This window comes from Streptomyces fructofermentans, assembly GCF_014651055.1.
Taxonomy (GTDB): Bacteria; Actinomycetota; Actinomycetes; order Streptomycetales; family Streptomycetaceae; genus Streptomyces; species Streptomyces fructofermentans.
The window spans coordinates 80,311-98,368 of sequence record NZ_BMWD01000021.1 but is presented as its reverse complement, the minus strand read 5'-3'; the positions used below and the strand labels follow the sequence as shown (position 1 = coordinate 98,368).

General features: G+C 72.0%; 16 protein-coding genes and 1 tRNA gene. 11 read left to right on the top strand and 6 right to left on the bottom strand.

Features of this window, described 5'->3' with window-relative positions:
- Positions 1–10 precede the first annotated feature (10 nt).
- The 6 genes from IE265_RS26140 (at position 11) to IE265_RS26115 (ending at position 7,950) form a co-directional block, all read left to right on the top strand.
- Complete coding sequence (locus tag IE265_RS26140; RefSeq protein WP_190038202.1) at positions 11–451, top strand: copper chaperone PCu(A)C; 441 nt, start codon at positions 11–13, stop codon at positions 449–451.
- Between the two features lie 13 nt (positions 452–464).
- The gene (locus IE265_RS26135; protein ID WP_190038133.1) at positions 465–2,510 is read left to right on the top strand and encodes a copper resistance CopC/CopD family protein; all 2,046 of its coding nucleotides are present in this window, start codon (positions 465–467) and stop codon (positions 2,508–2,510) included.
- Between the two features lie 7 nt (positions 2,511–2,517).
- Positions 2,518–3,924 (top strand): iron uptake transporter deferrochelatase/peroxidase subunit, encoded by a 1,407-nt coding sequence (gene efeB / locus IE265_RS26130; RefSeq protein WP_229916531.1) that lies wholly within the window; start codon positions 2,518–2,520, stop codon positions 3,922–3,924.
- A gap of 71 nt (positions 3,925–3,995) precedes the next feature.
- Complete coding sequence (pheA, locus tag IE265_RS26125) at positions 3,996–4,928, top strand: prephenate dehydratase (protein ID WP_190038132.1); 933 nt, start codon at positions 3,996–3,998, stop codon at positions 4,926–4,928.
- A 914-nt stretch (positions 4,929–5,842) separates the two neighbouring features.
- Positions 5,843–7,120, top strand: a complete 1,278-nt coding sequence (gene serS, locus IE265_RS26120) for a serine--tRNA ligase (protein WP_190038131.1) — start codon at positions 5,843–5,845, stop codon at positions 7,118–7,120.
- Complete coding sequence (locus IE265_RS26115) at positions 7,117–7,950, top strand: HAD family hydrolase (RefSeq protein WP_190038130.1); 834 nt, start codon at positions 7,117–7,119, stop codon at positions 7,948–7,950. Before serS ends, IE265_RS26115 begins: the two co-directional genes overlap by 4 nt.
- 91 nt (positions 7,951–8,041) lie before the next feature.
- Here IE265_RS26115 and IE265_RS26110 read toward each other — a convergent pair.
- From IE265_RS26110 to IE265_RS26085, 6 genes are all read right to left on the bottom strand, one after another.
- Positions 8,042–8,128, bottom strand: a tRNA-Ser gene (locus tag IE265_RS26110).
- 268 nt (positions 8,129–8,396) lie between these two features.
- Positions 8,397–8,663 (bottom strand): SGM_3592 family protein, encoded by a 267-nt coding sequence (locus tag IE265_RS26105; protein ID WP_190038129.1) that lies wholly within the window; start codon positions 8,661–8,663, stop codon positions 8,397–8,399.
- A gap of 156 nt (positions 8,664–8,819) precedes the next feature.
- Entirely contained in the window at positions 8,820–9,539 is a 720-nt protein-coding gene (locus tag IE265_RS26100) for an ABC transporter permease (protein WP_190038128.1), read from the bottom strand.
- A gap of 10 nt (positions 9,540–9,549) precedes the next feature.
- Positions 9,550–10,461, bottom strand: a complete 912-nt coding sequence (locus IE265_RS26095) for an ABC transporter ATP-binding protein (RefSeq protein ID WP_190038127.1) — start codon at positions 10,459–10,461, stop codon at positions 9,550–9,552.
- Positions 10,458–11,387: an ABC transporter permease subunit gene (locus IE265_RS26090; RefSeq protein ID WP_190038126.1), complete on the bottom strand. Its 930-nt coding sequence runs from the start codon at positions 11,385–11,387 to the stop codon at positions 10,458–10,460. The genes IE265_RS26095 and IE265_RS26090 overlap by 4 nt, the downstream gene beginning before the upstream one ends.
- Positions 11,377–12,363 (bottom strand): ABC transporter ATP-binding protein, encoded by a 987-nt coding sequence (locus IE265_RS26085; protein WP_190038200.1) that lies wholly within the window; start codon positions 12,361–12,363, stop codon positions 11,377–11,379. Before IE265_RS26085 ends, IE265_RS26090 begins: the two co-directional genes overlap by 11 nt.
- A 274-nt stretch (positions 12,364–12,637) precedes the next feature.
- Here IE265_RS26085 and IE265_RS26080 point away from each other — a divergent pair, with 274 nt between their 5' ends.
- From IE265_RS26080 to IE265_RS26060, 5 genes are all read left to right on the top strand, one after another.
- A complete protein-coding gene (locus IE265_RS26080) occupies positions 12,638–13,486 on the top strand; it encodes a M24 family metallopeptidase (protein ID WP_190038125.1) in 849 nt (282 codons plus the stop codon).
- Positions 13,483–15,240, top strand: a complete 1,758-nt coding sequence (locus tag IE265_RS26075) for an SDR family oxidoreductase (protein WP_190038124.1) — start codon at positions 13,483–13,485, stop codon at positions 15,238–15,240. The genes IE265_RS26080 and IE265_RS26075 overlap by 4 nt, the downstream gene beginning before the upstream one ends.
- Positions 15,237–16,139 (top strand): metal-dependent hydrolase, encoded by a 903-nt coding sequence (locus IE265_RS26070; protein WP_190038123.1) that lies wholly within the window; start codon positions 15,237–15,239, stop codon positions 16,137–16,139. The genes IE265_RS26075 and IE265_RS26070 overlap by 4 nt, the downstream gene beginning before the upstream one ends.
- Before the next feature lie 126 nt (positions 16,140–16,265).
- The gene (locus tag IE265_RS26065) at positions 16,266–17,219 is read left to right on the top strand and encodes a MerR family transcriptional regulator (protein ID WP_190038199.1); all 954 of its coding nucleotides are present in this window, start codon (positions 16,266–16,268) and stop codon (positions 17,217–17,219) included.
- A 170-nt stretch (positions 17,220–17,389) separates the two neighbouring features.
- On the top strand, positions 17,390–17,938 hold the full coding sequence (locus IE265_RS26060; RefSeq protein WP_190038198.1) for an RNA 2'-phosphotransferase: 549 nt from the start codon (positions 17,390–17,392) through the stop codon (positions 17,936–17,938).
- Positions 17,939–18,058: the final 120 nt, after the last annotated feature.

The window sequence follows — 18,058 nt, the reverse complement described above, 5'->3', positions numbered from 1 at the left end:
CGCCCTCGTCATGGCGGCGGCCCTGGCCCTGGCGGGCTGCGGGGGCTCGGACTCCGGGGAGTCCGGACCCGAACTGTCCGTCGGCGCCGCCTACATGCCGCAGCCCGTCTCCGACTCCATGGCGGCGGGATTCCTGGTCGTCACCAACAAGGGCGGTGACGGCGACCGGCTGACCTCCGTCACCAGCGACGTCGCGGGCGAGGTCACCCTGCACACGACCTCCGGACAGGCGATGTCGGAGGCCGACGGCCTCGACGTACCCGCCGGCGGCAGGCTCGTCCTGGAGAGCGGCGGCGACCACCTGATGTTCGAGAAGCTGAAACGCCGGCCGAAGGAGGGCGACAGGGTGAGCCTGGAGCTGCACTTCACCAAGTCCGGTCCGATCGACGTCGAGATGCCGGTGAAGTCGGCCACCTACCGGCCCGCGGCGTCCACGAAGTCGCACCACTGAGGGAGGGACCACCTTGAGTTCGACCATCGCTCCCCGCGTCCGGACGCTGCTGCTGCTGTTCCTCGCCGTCACCGGCGCGCTGCTCGCCGGGGCCGCACCCGTCTCCGCGCACGCCGCGCTGACCGCGAGCGACCCCCGGCAGGGAGCGGTGGTCGACGAGGCGCCCGCCCAGGTGTCGCTCACCTTCTCCGAGGGTGTCGCGGTGTCCGACGGCGCGGTGCGCGTGCTGGACCCCAAGGGCAAGCGCGTCGACACCGGCGCGCCCGCCGACCAGGGCGCCAACACGTACGCCGTGAAGCTGCACGCGGGCCTGCCCGACGGCACGTTCACCGTCACCTACCAGGTGGTGTCGGCGGACAGCCACCCCGTCTCCGGCGCCTTCACCTTCTCCATCGGGGCGCCCTCCACGACGTCCGTCGCCCTGTCCGACCAGACGGCCGGCGGCGGAGTGGTCGGCGGGCTCTACGGCTTCGCCCGCTACGTCTCGTACGGCGGATTCATCCTCCTGGTCGGCGGCGCGACCTTCGTGCTGGCCTGCTGGCCGAGGGGTGCCGGGGCGCGTTCGGTGCAGCGCCTCGTCGTCTCCGGGTGGCTGGCCCTCACCGGCGCCACGCTCGCCATGCTGCTGCTGCGCGGCTCCTACACGGGCTCGGGCAGGGTCGGGGACATCTTCGACCTGGCCCTGCTCAGCCAGGTGCTCCAGACCAAGACCGGAGCTGCGCTGGTCTCGCGGCTCCTCCTGCTCGCCGCGGCCGCGCTGTTCGTGGCCGTGCTCTTCGGCGCGTACGACAGGCGAGTCCGGGCCGACGGAACCGGCGAGCAGAACGCCACCGGCACCGGCGACACCAGTGCTCCGGGCGCCGGCTCCACCGACGGCGGCACAGGCACCGCGGCCGGCACGGACAGCACCGCCGGCACGGACAGCACGAACAGCACGGACAGCACCGAGAGCCAGGAGAAGAGCGATCTCGCCTTCGGGCTGGCCATCGGCGGCTTCGTCGTGGCGGCGGGGCTGGCCGCCACCTGGGCGATGGCCGAGCACGCCTCGACCGGCCTCCAGGCGGGCATCGCGATGCCCGTGGACGTCCTCCACCTCCTCGCCGTCGCCGTCTGGCTGGGCGGTCTGTCCACACTGCTCGTGGCGCTCTTCCGGGCGCCCTCGCTCGACGCGCCGGTGGTACGCCGCTTCTCGCGCCTCGCCTTCGGCAGCGTGGCCGTACTCGTCGCCACCGGGATCTACCAGTCCTGGCGGCAGCTCGGCTCGTGGTCGGCGTTCACGGAGACCACGTACGGGCAGCTGCTGCTCGTCAAGATCGGCCTCGTCGTCGTGCTGGTCGGGATCGCGTGGATGTCGCGGCGCTGGACCGCCCGGCTGGTGCAGGCGCCCGAGCGGCGGGCCGCCGAGGCCGTGCGTACGCCGGTCGGTGCCGCGTCGGCCCGGACGCGGAAGGGCGCGAAGCCCAAAGCCGGCTCGGGCGGGGGTGACGGCAAGCGCGCCGCCCAACTCGCCCGGCAGCGCGCCGCGGTGGCCTCGGCGGCCGAGAAGCGCCTGCGCGACGCCGATCCGCTCCGCACGGGGCTGCGCCGCTCGGTGCTCGCCGAGGCGGGTGTCGCCGTGGTCCTGCTGGCCGTCACCACCGCGCTCACGTCCACCGAGCCGGGCCGTACGGAGCAGGAGGCCAGGGCCGCGACCGCCGCCGCCGTGACACCGCAGACCGGGGCCCTGTCCCTGGACATACCGTTCGACACCGGCGGCCGGGACGGCAAGGGCGTCGCGCGCGTGGAACTCGATCCGGCCCGCGTGGGCGGCAACGAGATGCACGTCTACGTGGACCGGCCGAACGGCAAGGCCTTCGACGTCCCCGAGATCAAGGTGGCCTTCACACTGGAGGCGAAGGACATCGGTCCCCTGCCCGTGGTTCCCGACCACATCGCCACCGGGCACTGGACGGCCGACGGGGTGCAGATCCCGATGGCCGGAAGCTGGACGATCGCGGTGACCGTGCGCACGTCCGACATCGACCAGGTGACCGTGGACAAGAACGCTCAGATCGGCTGAACCGACCATGCCCGAACAGTCCACCCCGCAGACGTCGCCACCGGACGCGTCCGGCCCTCCGGGGGCCGAGCGCTCCCCGGGTGCCGGCGGCTCCTCCGCCGCCCGTACCGCCCGCGGTTCCTCGGGTGCCCCGGGCGGGGCCGCGTCCGGCCCGGGCGGCTCCCGTGACGTGCCGTCGCCCCAGTCGCGCCCGCACGGCTCCGTCTCACGGCGCCGGCTGCTCGGCACCGCGGGGGCCACCGGGCTGGCGCTCGGCGCGGCCGGCGGCGCCGCCGGATACGCCGCGGCGCCCACCGCGGACCGCGGCGCCGCCCTCGCCTCGCTCGGCTCCGGCCAGGTGCCGTTCCACGGCAGCCATCAGCCGGGCATCACCACGCCCCTGCAGGCCCGCGGCCATCTCGTCGCGTTCGACCTGACGGCCGGTTCGGGCCGCAAGGAGGCGGCCGCCCTGCTGCGCCGCTGGTCGACCACCGCCCGGCTGCTGATGGCCGGAGAGGCCGCGGCGCAGGACGACACGGACGTGGCACGCGACGCCGGACCGTCGTCCCTCACGGTCACCTTCGGCTTCGGCCACGGGTTCTTCGCCCGTACGGGACTGGAGAAGCAGCGCCCGATCGCCCTCGACCCGCTGCCCGACTTCTCCTCGGACCACCTCGACAGGAACCGCAGCGACGGCGACCTGTGGGTGCAGATCGGCGCGGACGACGCCCTGGTCGCCTTCCACGCCCTGCGCGCGATCCAGAAGGACGCGGGTGCGGCGGCCCGGGTGCGCTGGCAGATGAACGGCTTCAACCGGTCGCCCGGGGCCACCGCCCACCCGATGACCGCACGCAACCTGATGGGCCAGATCGACGGCACCCGCAACCCGAAGCCGGCGGAGTCCGACTTCGACCGCCGGGTATTCGTGCCGGCGGCGGGCGAACCGGCCTGGATGGCGGGCGGCTCGTACGCCGTCGTACGCCGTATCCGGATGCTCCTCGACGACTGGGAGCAGTTGTCGGTGAAGGACCAGGAGGCCGTGATCGGGCGGCGCAAGTCCGACGGGGCGCCGCTGTCCGGCGGCTCCGAGAGGACCGCGATGGACCTGGAGAAGCTCGGCCCCGACGGGAGCCCGGCCGTCCCCGTCAACGCGCACGCCCGCATCACCCGGCCCGACCAGAACGGCGGTGCCGCGATGCTCCGGCGGCCGTTCTCCTTCCACGACGGCATCGACGGCGACGGGGTCCCGGACGCGGGCCTGCTCTTCGTCTGCTGGCAGGCGGACCCGCTGCGGGCCTTCGTGCCGGTGCAGCGCAAACTCGACCGCGGCGACGCCCTGTCGGCGTTCGTGCGGCACGAGGCGAGCGGGCTGTTCGCGGTTCCGGGCGGGGCCGCGAAGGGGGAGTACGTCGGGCAGAGGCTGCTGGAGGGCTGAGGTCCGACCGCCGGGGTGACCGCCCACCGGAAGGGTCGGCCGCGTTCCGGCAGGCCCATTAGGGTGAGGCCATGCCAGCCAGCTACGCGTATCTCGGCCCCGAGGGCACCTTCACCGAAGTCGCCCTGCGGACTCTCCCGGAGACGGCCACCCGGCAGCTCGTCCCGATGGTGTCGGTGCCCGCCGCGCTCGACGCGGTCCGGGCGGGCGAGGCGGAGGCGGCGTTCGTACCCATCGAGAACTCGGTCGAGGGCGGCATCACCACCACGGTCGACGAGCTGGCGGTCGGCGAACCGCTGATGATCTACCGCGAGGTCCTGCTCTCGATCACCTTCGCGCTGCTGGTCAGGCCCGGTACGAAGCTCTCGGGGATCAAGACGGTCACCGCGCATCCGGCCGCGCAGCCGCAGGTGCGCAACTGGATGAGGAACAACCTCCCGGACGTCGTCTGGGAGTCGGCGGCCTCCAACGCGGACGGCGCCCGCCTCGTGCAGGAGGGGCGCTACGACGCGGCCTTCGCCGGCGAGTTCGCCGCCGCGCGGTACGGGCTGGAGCCCCTGGAGACCGGGATTCACGACGCGGAGAACGCGCAGACCCGCTTCGTCCTCGTGGGCAAGCCCGCCCGGCCCGCCGCCCCCACGGGCGCGGACAAGACGTCCGTGGTCATCTGGCAGCGCGACGACCACCCGGGTGCGCTGCTCGAACTGCTCCAGGAGTTCGCCGTCCGGGGCGTCAACCTGATGCTGCTCCAGTCACGGCCGACCGGCGAGGGCATCGGCAACTACTGCTTCGCCATCGACGCCGAGGGGCACATCGCGGACCGCCGGGTGGGCGAGGCCCTCATGGGCCTGAAGCGGATCTGCCCCCAGGTGCGGTTCCTCGGCTCCTATCCGCGGGCCGGGGTCGGGCTCGCCGACGTCCGCGCGCCGCGTGCCGGGACCTCGGACAGCGAGTTCTCGGCGGCCTCGGACTGGCTGGCCCGCTGCCAGGACGGACGGTTCTGACCCCCGGCCCGCCCTCGTCGGGCTGCCGGCCGCCCGGGCTCTCCCAGCGGTAGGCGGTACGCCGACGCCGGGCTTTTCCTGCTCTAGGCGGTACGCCGACGCCGGGCTCTCCCAGCGGTAGGCGTACGCCGGTGGTGCGGGCCGGGCGGGGCGTGCGCCCGCTGCGGCTGCGGTGAGGCGTGCGGCGTACGCGGCGGCGCGGCGTGCGCGGCGGTGCGGCGTACGCGGCGGTGCGGCGTACGCGGCGGTGCGGCGTACGCGGCGGTGCGGCGTGCGCGGCGGTGCGGCGGCGAGGCGCGGCCCCGGTGTGGCGTACGCGGCGGTGCGGCGAGGCGCGGCCCCGGGGCGGCGTGCCCTGCGTGGCGTCTGTCCTACCTGCAGATAGTCTCCATCCACAGAAGTTATCCACAGGTCGGCTCTCGACCTGGGGACAAGTCGACAACGAAGTATGACTCAGTCGACAAATCGCCCCCTGGAGGGCCACTGCGTCCACAGCCTGACTGGTCACCCTTCGCCCATCCGTTTCCATGGATCGACCCCTCGAAGGGATGCGTTTCCACTCGAAAGTGCGTGTGAGAGGGGTTTGACTCAGGAATTCCTCACTCGGCGCGCGACTTTCGGACGACATTCGGAATGATCACTTCCGATGTCCACAGATCTTGCACACAGCCTGTGGATAACTTCTCGGGATAGTGGATTCCTGTGGACAAGGCCGCCCCCCGACCGCTCCAAGTCCCTTCCCCCACAAGGAAGTCGAGTCAACCGGACGGCCCGCCCCACCCCCTTCCAGGGGTCCGAATCCCCTTTATTGACACGCATTGCCACGCTTCGACATTTCTCCGGCAACGCCGCATGCGCGGCGGAACCGGAATACCGGGTCGTGAGCCCGAACCCCGCACCGGTAGCCTGGCGGGGTGATTGACCTTCGCCTGCTCCGTGAGGACCCCGACCGTGTGCGTGCGTCGCAGCGCGCCCGTGGAGAGGACGTCGCCCTCGTCGACTCCCTCCTCTCCGCCGACGAGCGGCGCAGGTCGTCCGGCGTCCGCTTCGACGAGCTGCGTTCCGAGCAGAAGACGCTCGGCAAGCTGATCCCCAAGGCGGTCGGCGACGAGCGCACCGAGCTGCTGAAGAAGACCGGTGAGCTCGCCTCGGCGGTCAAGGCCGCCGACGCCGAGCAGAACGAGGCCGACGAGGAGACCAAGCGCCTCCTCCTCCAGCTCGGCAACCTCGTGCACCCGGACGTCCCGGTCGGCGGCGAGGAGGACTTCGTCGTCCTGGAGACGCACGGCACGATCCGCGACTTCGGCGCCGAGGGCTTCGAGCCCAAGGACCACCTGGAGCTCGGCGAGGCGCTGGGCGCCATCGACGTCGAGCGCGGTGCCAAGGTGTCCGGCTCGCGCTTCTACTACCTGACGGGCGTCGGCGCGCTCCTGGAGCTCGCCCTGGTCAACGCGGCGATCGCCCAGGCCACCGAGGCCGGCTTCGTCCCGATGCTGACCCCCGCGCTGGTCCGTCCGCGCGCCATGGAGGGCACGGGGTTCCTCGGCCAGGCCGCCGAGAACGTCTACCACCTGGAGAAGGACGACTACTACCTGGTCGGCACCTCCGAGGTCCCGCTCGCGGCGTACCACATGGACGAGATCCTCGACGCCGACAAGCTCCCGATGCGTTACGCGGGCTTCTCGCCCTGCTTCCGCCGCGAGGCCGGCACGTACGGCAAGGACACCCGCGGCATCTTCCGGGTGCACCAGTTCGACAAGGTCGAGATGTTCTCGTACGTCGCCCCCGAGGACGCGGAGAACGAGCACCGGCGGCTCCTCGACTGGGAGAAGCAGTGGCTGACCGCCCTCGAACTGCCCTTCCAGGTGATCGACGTGGCCTCCGGCGACCTGGGCTCGTCCGCCTCGCGCAAGTTCGACTGCGAGGCGTGGATCCCGACCCAGGGCAAGTACCGCGAGCTGACCTCGGCCTCCAACTGCGACGGCTTCCAGGCCCGGCGCCTGTCGGTGCGCATGCGCGACGGCAAGAAGGTGCAGCCGCTCTCGACGCTGAACGGCACGCTCTGCGCCGTCCCGCGCACGATCGTCGCGATCCTGGAGAACCACCAGCTGGCCGACGGGTCCGTACAGGTGCCCGAGGTGCTGCGTCCGTACCTGGGCGGCCGCGAACTGCTGGAGCCGATCTCCAAGTGACCGGCACCACTGGGCCCATCGGCACGGCCGGGGCGTTCCCCTACAAGCTCGTCGCGACCGACCTCGACGGAACGCTGCTGCGCTCCGACGACACGGTCTCGGACCGTACGCGCGAGGCGCTCGCCGCGGCCACCGCGGCGGGCGCGGCGCACCTGGTCGTCACCGGCCGGGCGGTCCCCTGGACCCGCCACATCCTCGACGAACTCGGATACGAGGGACTCGCGGTCTGCGGCCAGGGCGCGCAGCTGTACGACTCGGGCGCGCACCGGCTGCTCACGTCGGTGACGCTCGACCGGCAGTTGGCCGGACTGGCGCTCGCCAAGATCGAGGCGGAGGTCGGCCCGCTGGCCCTGGCCGCCAGCCGCGACGGCATCGACGGCGACGTCCTGGTGGGCCCCGGGTACCGGGTGCGGGGTCTGCTGCAGGCCGTCCCGTTCACCGATGTGGCCGAGCTCTGGGCGGCACCGCTGACCAAGATGTACATCCAGCACCACCGTCTGACCGACGACGAGCTGGCGTCCGCGGCACGGGCGGCGGCGGGCGGCCTGGTCAACGTCGTCATGGCCGGCGAGGGCATCGTGGAGATCCTGCCGCTGGGCCTGTCGAAGGCCACCGGGCTGTCCCTGGCGGCCCGGCGCCTCGGGGTGAAGGCCGCCGAGACGATCGCCTTCGGCGACATGCCGAACGACATCCCGATGTTCGCGTGGTCCGCGCACAGCGTGGCCATGGCGAACGCGCACGACGAGCTGAAGGCCGTGGCGGACGAGGTGACCGCCTCCAACGAGGAGGACGGCATCGCGGTCGTCCTGGAGCGCCTGCTGCGCGCCTGACCGGCGCGGATACGCGCGATGCCCGCCGCCCGTGCGCCGGGCATCGGGCATCGGGCATCGGGCATCGGGCATCGGGAGCGTGCGGGACGTCTGGCGGAGGATGCGCGGATCGAACGCGCGCAGGGAGACCCTGACCTCGGCTTAGCAAGCCGGTGCCTTACCGCTCGGCCAATCCTCCGGGTGGGCGGCCCGCGCAAGGTGCGCGCTCGAAGCGGCCGCCCCGGGCAGCTCCCCGTTGCGGGGCGGGCTCGACGGAGGAGTGACTACTCCGGAGACCGCCGCCGGCTGCCCTGTCGGGAACTCGACGAACTACCACTGGTGGACATCGTCGCGCTCCTCTCCCGGACTGCGGCGCCGGTGGAACCGGCGGCGTGGACATGACCACTGTGCCGGTTGCACCGTGGCTGCCGCCACCGAATAAAGGGCGCACGGTACGGCGGTGACCTCTACGAGCGCCGCCACCGGCGCCGGCGCGCCTTGCTGAAGAACCAGCCCGCCGGCGGTTCGTCGGAGCGCCACGGCTGCGGGTCCGGCCCGCCCTTCCGCCAGCGCGCCGCGAGCATCCTCGCGCGCGCCGACGGCTCCTCGGTGCCGGCCGCCCGGACGAAGTCCTCGTCCAGGACCAGGTCGTCCCAGGCCTCCTCGGACTCCGGTCGCTCCCGCCCGTCGCCGCCGGGATCCCGTCCGTCGTCACGCGGTGTCTGTTCGGCCATCCCCGTTCCTCCCAGCCGTGCGTCCCTCGGGCCAGTGTGCCGCCGCGCGGATAAGGCCCGCTTCAAGCCGGACGGCCGGGAAAAGCAAGGGCTCCACGCGCGCGGGTCCCGCGGTGACGGGTCACGCGCGCGTGGAGCCGCCCGGGCGCCGGGCGCCTACTCCTCGCCGGCCAGGGTCAGCGAGCGCAGCTTCTGCCCGGCGAACCAGGTGGCGGCGACGGTCACGGCGAGCAGCAGCACCGTCCCCGTGACGAGGGAGACGTCCGAGGTCACCAGGTCCGCTCCGGACACCTCGTGGGCCACCGCCAGCGACCACTGCTGGACGCTCAGCGTGCGGGCCCCGGAGATCAGCGACCCGAAGAGGGCCTCCCACACCAGGGCGTAGACGAGGCCGAAGACCACGGCGTGCCGCGTGACGGTGCCGAGCAGCAGGAAGATCGCCGCGTAGGCGATGGAGGCGACCAGCGCGGCCACCGTGTAGGCGACGGCGATCTGCTGGCCGTTGCCGTTGAGGATCAGCCCGGCGAGCAGGGTCGGGACCGCCGAGAACGCCATGGTCACGGCGATGGCGACGATCAGCTTGGTGAAGATGATCGTCGGACGCTTGACCGGCTTGGCGAGCAGGTAGACGACCGATCCGTCGTCGATCTCGGGGCCGATCGCCCCGGTGCCCGCGATGACGCCGATGATCGGCACCATCGTGGCGAGCGCGAACCCGCCGAGGACGTCGGCGGCGACCTGGTCGTCGGCACCGGTGAAGGTCCGTACGGCGGCCGAGATGACGAGGAGCAGGACGGGCAGGGCGCCCAGGATGAGGGCCCGGCGGCGGCCGAGCAGGCCGCGGTAGGTGAGCCGGGCGACTGTGGGGTCGTACATGGTGGGCCTCCTACGCCGCGACGAGGTACGAGAAGACGGACTCGAGGGACTCGTCGGACGGCGAGACCGTGAGCAGCCGGATGCCGTGGTCGCGGGCCACGCGCGGCAGCAGTGCCGTGAAGCGCGCGAAGTCGACGGCCTGGATGCGCAGCGCGCCCTCCTGGAGGTCCACCTCGATCCCGGACGTCGACGGATCGGCGATGAGCGCGGCGGCGAGCGCGCGGTCGTCGCTGGAACGCACGAGGTAGCGGTGCGGCCGGTCGGTCATCAGGCGGCGGATGCGCCGGAAGTCGCCACTGGCCGCGTGCCGTCCGGCGACGATCACCTCGATGTGCGAGGCGAGCTGCTCGACCTCTTCGAGGATGTGGGACGAGAACAGGACCGTACGGCCCTCGTCGCCCATGCTCCGCAGCAGGTCCATGAGCTGCATGCGCTGGCGCGGGTCCATGCCGTTGAAGGGCTCGTCGAGCAGCAGCAGGGACGGGTCGTGGACGAGCGCGGAGGCCATCTTGACGCGCTGCCGCATGCCCTTGGAGTACGTCGAGATCTTCCGGTCCTGCGCGTACTCCATCTCGACCGTGGCGAGCGCCTGCTGCGCGGTCTTCCGGCCGAGGCCGTGCAACTCGGCGTTGGCGAGGACGAATTCGCGCCCGGTGAGGAAGTCGTACATCGCCTCGCGCTCGGGCACGATGCCGATCTTCCGGTAGATCTGCTCGTTGCGCCAGGTCGGCCGGCCGTCGAGCGTGACCGTGCCCGTGGAGGGGGCCAGGAAGCCGCCCATCATGTTGATGAGCGTGGACTTGCCGGCTCCGTTGGGGCCGAGGAGGCCGGTGACGCCGGGGCCGATCGTCATGGTGATGTCGTTGACGGCCACCACGTTGCCGAACCAGCGCGAGACGTGGTCGATGGTGAGCGTGGTCACAGTCCGACCTTTCGGTAGCGGCGCATCAGCAGGCCGTAGCAGCCGGCGACGAGTCCCAGGACGACGAGGAGGAAGACGACGCCCTGGCCGGACGAGGGACCCACCTCGCCGGGGTAGGCGGACGACGCGCCGAGGAAGGCCGTCTGTACGCCGTCGATGAGCGTGATGGGCGAGAAGAGGCCGAGCCAGGGGACCGCCGAGGTGCTGCCCTGTTCGTGGGCGATGGCCTGGACGGTGGAGACGGCCCCGTAGGAGATGGTCAGCACGGCGATGACGGCCGCGATGCCGAAGCCGCGCCGGGGCGTGACCGCCGAGATGACCAGGCCGATTCCGGCGAGGAGCAGGGAGAGCAGTGCCACGGAGACGAGCCCTTGTCCGAAGTCCTCGGTCTGTTCGGAGAAGTCCAGTTTGGCCAGCAGCGCGCCCACGTAGAGCACGAGCAGCGGGGCCGCGGTGAGGATGAACAGCGACGAGGCCAGCGCCGAGTACTTGGCCCCCACGTAGTCGGCCGTCTCGATGGGCCGCGAGAAGTACAGCGGCACGGTCTTGAAGCGCAGGTCGCGCGAGACGGACTGGGGTCCCTGCGAGGCCACGTACAGGGCGATGACGGCCTGCATGATGATCGCGTAGCGCGTGTAGTCGACGGGCAGGTCCTTCGCCTTGGTGGCGACGGCGACCGCGACCATGATCAGTGCGGGCACGCACATGACCACGAAGAGCAGCATCGGCAGCACCTTGGACTTGGCCGAGCGGCCGAGGCCGTACGAGCCGCGCAGGGACTGCGAGTAGAGCGAGCGGCGGGCGTACGCGCGGCCCAGACGCGGGCCGTCGTAGTTGCGGTAGCCGATGTTGTGGATCCGGGTCTGCTCGCCCGCGCGGGCCGGAGCCTGCGCGGGGGCCTGTGCCGGGGGCTGCTCAACCGCCATGGCCGACCGCCTCCTTCCGCTGTTCGTCGCCGTTCCTGAGGACCTGCTCGTCGTGGTCCTTGAAGACCTCGGCGATGTGGTGCCTGCGCTGTTCCATGCGGACCAGGCCGAGGCCCAGATCGGCGACGACGTCCCGTACGAGGTCGTAGGTGTCCTCGCTCTCCGCGGTCAGCAGCAGGACGTGGCCCGCGCCGGGCAGGCCGCTGCCGTCGTGGGTGTCGACCCCGCGCGCGCGGAGCGCGTCGCGCACCGCTCCGGTGCCGTCGGGGTGCTCGTCCGTGTCGGTGACCTCGATCGCGAGGATCGCCGTCCGCTGTGTGAAGTCCGTCGTGGAGCTGGACCGCAGGAGCTTGCCGCCGTCGACCACGATGACGTGGTCGCAGGTGCGCTCCAGTTCGCCGAGCAGGTGCGAGGTGACCAGGACGGAGATGCCGAAGTCGGTGTGGATGCGCCGGATCAGGCCGAGCATCTCGTCGCGGCCGACCGGGTCGAGGCCGTTGGTCGGCTCGTCGAGGAAGACCAGCTGCGGGTCGTGGACCAGCGCCTGCGCCAGCTTCACCCGCTGCTTCATGCCCGTCGAGTAGCCGCCGATGGGGCGGTACCGCTCCTCGTAGAGACCGACGTGGCGCAGGGTGTCCGCCGTGCGCTCACGGGCCGCCGTCGGGGGGAGGCCCGACATGCGCGCCATGTGGACGACGAACTCGGTGGCCGAGACGTCGGGCGGCAGGCAGTCGTGCTCGGGCATGTACCCGACGCGCTCCCGGATGGTGCCGCCCCTGGTGGCGACGTCGAGTCCCAGGACTTCGGCGCGGCCCTCCGTGGCGGGGGACAGACCCAGCAGGATCTTGATCAGTGTGGACTTGCCGGCTCCGTTGGCTCCGACGAGTCCGGTCACACCGGGTCCGACGTCCACGGAGAGCCGGTCAAGAGCGGTCACCCTGGGGAACCGCTTGCTCAGGCTTTCGGTCGCGATCACAGTCACGTTTCGAAGGTAGTGGCGCAGGCCACAACGGTCGTCAGACCAGGGAGCTGTATCGGCGTCCCCCTGCGGTATTACGGGCCCGTAGGGGTCCCCCTGAGGTCCAACGGCCGGGGTGGGGAGCCCGGCCGGACTCGCCCTCGGTTGTCCCCATCCGTTCCGTTGTCCACAGGTTCCGCGCACGCCTATTGACGCAGCCTCCAACAATTGTCACATTCATCGGTGTCAAGTTACGGGCGCGTACGGCAGTCGGCTTGGAACGGACGGTGGCATGACCTCAGCAGTGGCCCCACCGGGTGCGACCGGCGCGGAGCTCCGCGGGTTCAGGGAGGTGCAGCGCCTGGCGTACGAGTGCGCGGAGGCGGTCGCCGCGCAGCTCGCGCCGGGCGTGACCGAGCGCGGGGCGGCCCGGATGCAGCGCGACTGGCTGCACCGGCGCGGGGTGCGGGACTGGTTCCACCTGCCGTTCGCCTGGTTCGGGGACCGCACGGCGTTCACGGGCTTCAGGGTTCCCCTCCAGTTCTTCCCCACCGGCCGGCGCCTCGAGGAGGGCATGGCGTTCATCCTGGACATGGCCCCGGTCCACAAGGGCTTCACCGCGGACATCGGCTACTCCGGCTCACTGGGGCCGAACCCGCTGCAGGACCGGCTCCTCGCCGATCTGGAGGCCCACCGCGACCTCATCCTGCGCGAGGTGCGCGAACGGCGGCCGCTGCGGGAGATCTACGAGGACGTGGACCGGCTCATGGCCCACCAGGGGTACGCCAACCGGCACCGGGCGTACCCGTTCGGGGTGATCGCGCACAAGGTGGACAGGGTCGCGGAGCGGCGCTGGTCGCCGCGCCTGTTCGGGTTCGGCACGCAGTCGCTCAGGGGGCTGGCGGCCGACGCGGTGCGCGGGCACCGTGCGGGCTGGTCCCCGCTGTGGTCGCCCCACCGGTTCTCCGACCACCCGCCGGCACCCGGGCTGTGGGCGGTCGAACCGCATCTCGGATTCCGCGGCACGGGCGCGAAGTTCGAGGAGATCCTCGTGGTCACCGACTCGGCGGACCCCGAGCAGAGCGCTTTCTGGCTGGACGACGACGTGCCGCACGTGCGGCGCTGGGCGGAGGAGAAGTGACCCTTCAGGGAGCGCGCGAACGCTGGGTGCGCACGGGCGGAGTCGAGCTGTGCGTGGCCGAGCTGGGTGACACGGCGCAGCCGACCGTGGTCCTCGTGCACGGCTATCCGGACTCCAAGGAGGTGTGGTCCGAGGTTGCCGCGCGACTCGCGGAGCACTTCCACGTCGTGCTGTACGACGTGCGCGGCCACGGCAGGTCCACAGCCCCGGAGCCGTTGCGGGGCGGGTTCACGCTGGAGAGGCTGACGGACGACTTCCTGGCCGTCGCCGACGCGGTCAGTCCCGGCCGGCCGGTGCACCTGGTGGGCCACGACTGGGGCTCGGTGCAGGCCTGGGAGTTCGTCACGGTCGAGCGCACGAAGGGGCGGATCGCGTCCTTCACGTCGATGTCCGGGCCCTCCCTGGACCATTTCGGGCACTGGATCAAGAAGCGGGTGTCCCGGCCGACACCGCGTCGGATCGGCCAGCTGCTCGGCCAGGGCGCCAAGTCCTGGTACGTGTACCTGCTGCACACACCCGTGCTGCCCGAACTCGCCTGGCGCGGCCCCCTCGGCAAGAGGTGGCCGGGCATCCTGCGCCGCCTCGAGAAGGTGCCCGGGGGCGACTACCCGACACCGTCGCTGCCCACGGACGCGGCGCACGGCGCCTGGCTCTACCGGGACAACGTACGGCCCCGCCTGCGCAGGCCGCGCGTCGACGCCTACGCGCACGCGCCGGTGCAGCTCGTCACCCCGCTCGGGGACGCGTTCCTGTCCGAGAGCCTCTACGACGAACTCGAACTGTGGGCACCCCGGCTGACGCGCAGGACCCTCCCGGCCAAGCACTGGGTCCCCCGGACCCGCCCCGACCAACTGGCCGCATGGATCAAGGAGTTCGTGGTCGCGACCGAGGGCGGTCGCCCCACGGCCCGGGCCGCGTCCGGGCCGCACGCCGACCGATTCGGCGGGCAGCTCGTGCTCGTGACCGGCGCGGGCAGCGGCATCGGACGGGCCACGGTCCTCGCCTTCGCCGAGGCGGGCGCGCGCGTGGTCGCCGTCGACCGGGACGCGCAGAGCGCGGCCCGCACGGCGGAGCTGGCCCGTCTCGTCGGCGCCCCCGAGGCCTGGGCCGAGACGGTCGACGTCTCGGACGAGCAGGCCATGGAGAAGCTGGCGGAGCGGGTCGCCGCCGAGTACGGGGTCGTCGACGTCCTCGTGAACAACGCCGGGATCGGACTGGCCGGCCCCTTCCTGGACACCACCACCGAGGACTGGCGGAAGGTCCTCGACGTCAATCTGTGGGGTGTGATCCACGGCTGCCGCCTCTTCGGGAGGCAGATGGCCGAGCGCGGTCAGGGCGGCCACATCGTCAACACCGCTTCGGCGGCCGCCTACCTGCCCTCCCGGAGCCTGCCCGCCTACAGCACGTCGAAGGCCGCGGTGCTCATGCTGAGCGAGTGCCTGCGCGCCGAACTGGCCGGCCGGGGCATCGGCGTCTCGGCGATCTGCCCGGGCTTCGTCAACACGAACATCACCTCGACCGCGCGCTTCGCGGGCGTCGGCCCCGAGGAGGAGGACCGCCGCCGGAGGAAGTCCGCCCGGCTGTACGGCCTGCGCAACTACCCGCCGGAGAAGGTGGCGGAGGCCGTCCTGCGGGCGGTCGTGCGCAACCAGGCCGTGGTGCCGGTGACCGCCGAGGCGCGCGGCGGACGCCTCATGTCCCGTTTCACGCCCAGGGCCCTGCGGGCGATCGCACGGTTGGAGCCGCCGCTGTGAGTGACCAGTACCCCATCGCACCCCGGAGGGTGGCCTTCGACTGGGAGCGGACCCCGCTCCACTGGATACCGGACGAGCCGACCGCGACCCATGTGATCAACGTGCTCCATCTGCTGCTGCCCGCGGGGGAGCGGTGGTTCGTGAAGGTCTTCAAGGAAGGCCTGCCACTGGTGTCCGACCCCGAACTCCTCAAGGACGTCAAGGGGTTCATGGGGCAGGAGGCGACGCACAGCGTCCAGCACTCGTACGTGCTGGACCACCTGGCCGCGCAGCACCTGGACACGGCCGCGTACACGAAGTACGTCGACTTCCTCTTCCGGAAGATCCTCGGCGAGACGCCCCCGCTGGGCGCGCCCGTGCCGGAGCTGGAGTGGCTGCGGTTCCGGCTCTCGGTGATCGCGGCGATCGAGCAGTTCACGGCGGTACTGGGCGACTGGGTGCTGGCGGCCGAGGGGCTCGACCGGGCCGGGGCCGACGAGGTCATGCTCGATCTGCTGCGCTGGCACGGAGCGGAGGAGGTCGAGCACCGGGCGGTCGCCTTCGACATGTACCAGCACTGCGGCGGCGAGGGCCTGCCCCGGTACGCGCGCAGGATCGCGGGCATGGCGGTCACGGCACCCGTGATGGCCTACCTGTGGGCCTGGGGTGCCGCCCATCTCATGCGCCACGACCCGCAGTTGGCGGGCGGGACGCGCTACTCGCTCGGCGCGCACAACCGCGCGGTGCGCAAGGGCCTGCTCCCCACGTGGAAGGAGCTGGGCTCGGCCGTGCCGCGCTATCTGCGGCGCTCGTACCATCCCTCCCAGGAGGGATCGATGCGCCGGGCGGTCGAGTACCTGGCGCGGTCCCCGGCCGCCCGCACGGCGGCCGGGGCCATCGGCAGGGCGGCGATCTCCTAGTCGTCACCGAGGGTCGGCCGGCGGCGGTCGGCAGCGGTCGGCAGCGGTCGGCAGCGGTCGGCAGCGGATGCTACGGGCGGGTACGGGCGGGTACGGGGCGCAGGACTCGGGAAGGCGGGGACCGTGATGGACGAGTCGGCCGGTGTCGCGTACCGGATCGAGGACCTGGCGCATCTCAGCGGCGCCACGGTCCGGACGATCCGCGCCTACCAGGACCGCGGGCTGCTCCCCCGCCCCGAGCGCCGCGGCCGCGCCAACGTGTACGCGGACACGCATCTGACCCGGCTCCGGCAGATCGCCGGCCTGCTGGACCGGGGCTACACGCTGTCGTCCATCAAGGAGTTGCTGGAGGCCTGGGACGCGGGCCGGGGTCTGGGCGGGGTGCTCGGCCTGGTTGCGGAGGTCGAGGGGCCGTGGACGGACGAGGAGGCCGTCCGCATCTCGCGGGCCGAGCTGGACGAGCGGTTCGGCGGCGAGCCGGACGAGACGGCGGTCGCCGAGGCGGTCGAACTCGGGGTGCTCGAAAGGATTCCGGGCCAGGAGGACGTCTTCCTGGTGCCGAGCCCCCAAGAACTGTCCGTGGCGGCGGAGTTGTACGACGCGGGCGTGCCACTCGCCGCGATCGGCGGCCATCTGCGGGAGTTGAGGGGGCAGGTCGAGCACATCGCCTCCCGTTTCCTGGAGTTCACCACCGAGCACGTCTTCGCCCGTTGGCTCGGCCCGCACCCGCCGAGCGGGCGCGACACCGCGGAGGCGGCGGAGCTCGTACGACGGTTGCGCCCGATGGCACGCCAGACGGTGGACGCCGAACTCGCCCGCGCGATGCGGTTGTTCGCCCAGCGGCACCTGCGGCGGCACCTCTTCGCCGACGAGTCGGTCGGACCGGTCGACGAGACCCGCACGGTGGCACTGCCCGCGTCGACAATGACAGCCGTCGAGGCCCTCGTTGGCCACGCCGGCGCCGCCGAGTTCGTCGCGATGGCCACCGAACGGGAGCTGTGCGCAAGGAGAATGGACACGCTTGCCGCATCTCACGCCAATGGAGACAAAGTTGACGAATTGCCGCCTCGCGCAAAGTAGTTGTCCACAGAATCTCCAACTCCCCCTGTGGAAAACCGACTTGGCTGTGGATCAAACCTCGGGCACAAAATCACCTGCGTGATCCGCGTCTCGCCAGGCACTCTGTCGGGATGGACAGGAGCGGTACGGACGACAACCGTACGGACGACGACGGGGCGAGTGGGAACGGCATGGACGAGAGACGCACCGTGAAGGTGTCCAAGTACCTCTCGAAGCATCTCCGCCACCAGCCGGAACGGATCGGGCTCACGCTCGACGAGGGCGGCTGGGTCGAGATCGAGACGCTGATGGCCGCGGCCGCCGCGCACGGCTTCCGCTTCAGCCGGGACGAGCTCGATCACGTGGTGGCGCACAACGACAAGCGGCGGTTCGCCGTCGCGGGCACCAGGATCCGAGCCAGCCAGGGCCACTCCGTCGAGGTCGACCTGGGGCTGGAGCCCGCGACCCCGCCCGCGTACCTCTACCACGGCACCGTCGGCCGGAACCTGGACGCGATCCGCGCCGAGGGCCTGAGGCCCATGAACCGCCACGACGTGCACCTCTCGCCGGAGCGCGAGACCGCCACCCGGGTCGGAGCCCGCCGCGGCACGCCCGTCGTGCTCTCCGTGGACGCCGCCGCGATGCACCGGGACGGACACGTCTTCCGGGTCAGCGCCAACGGCGTCTGGCTCACGGCGGCCGTACCCCCGCGCTATCTGCGCTTCCCCGCCCCGCACTAGCCGGACCGTTCCGGAGCGCGATCACCGTGCCCGGGCCCCGCGGCAGGCCGTGCTGCGCACGTCCCGCCGGCCTCCGTGGGCCTCCGCCTCCCGGATCACGGCGGGAGGACGACCCGCCGC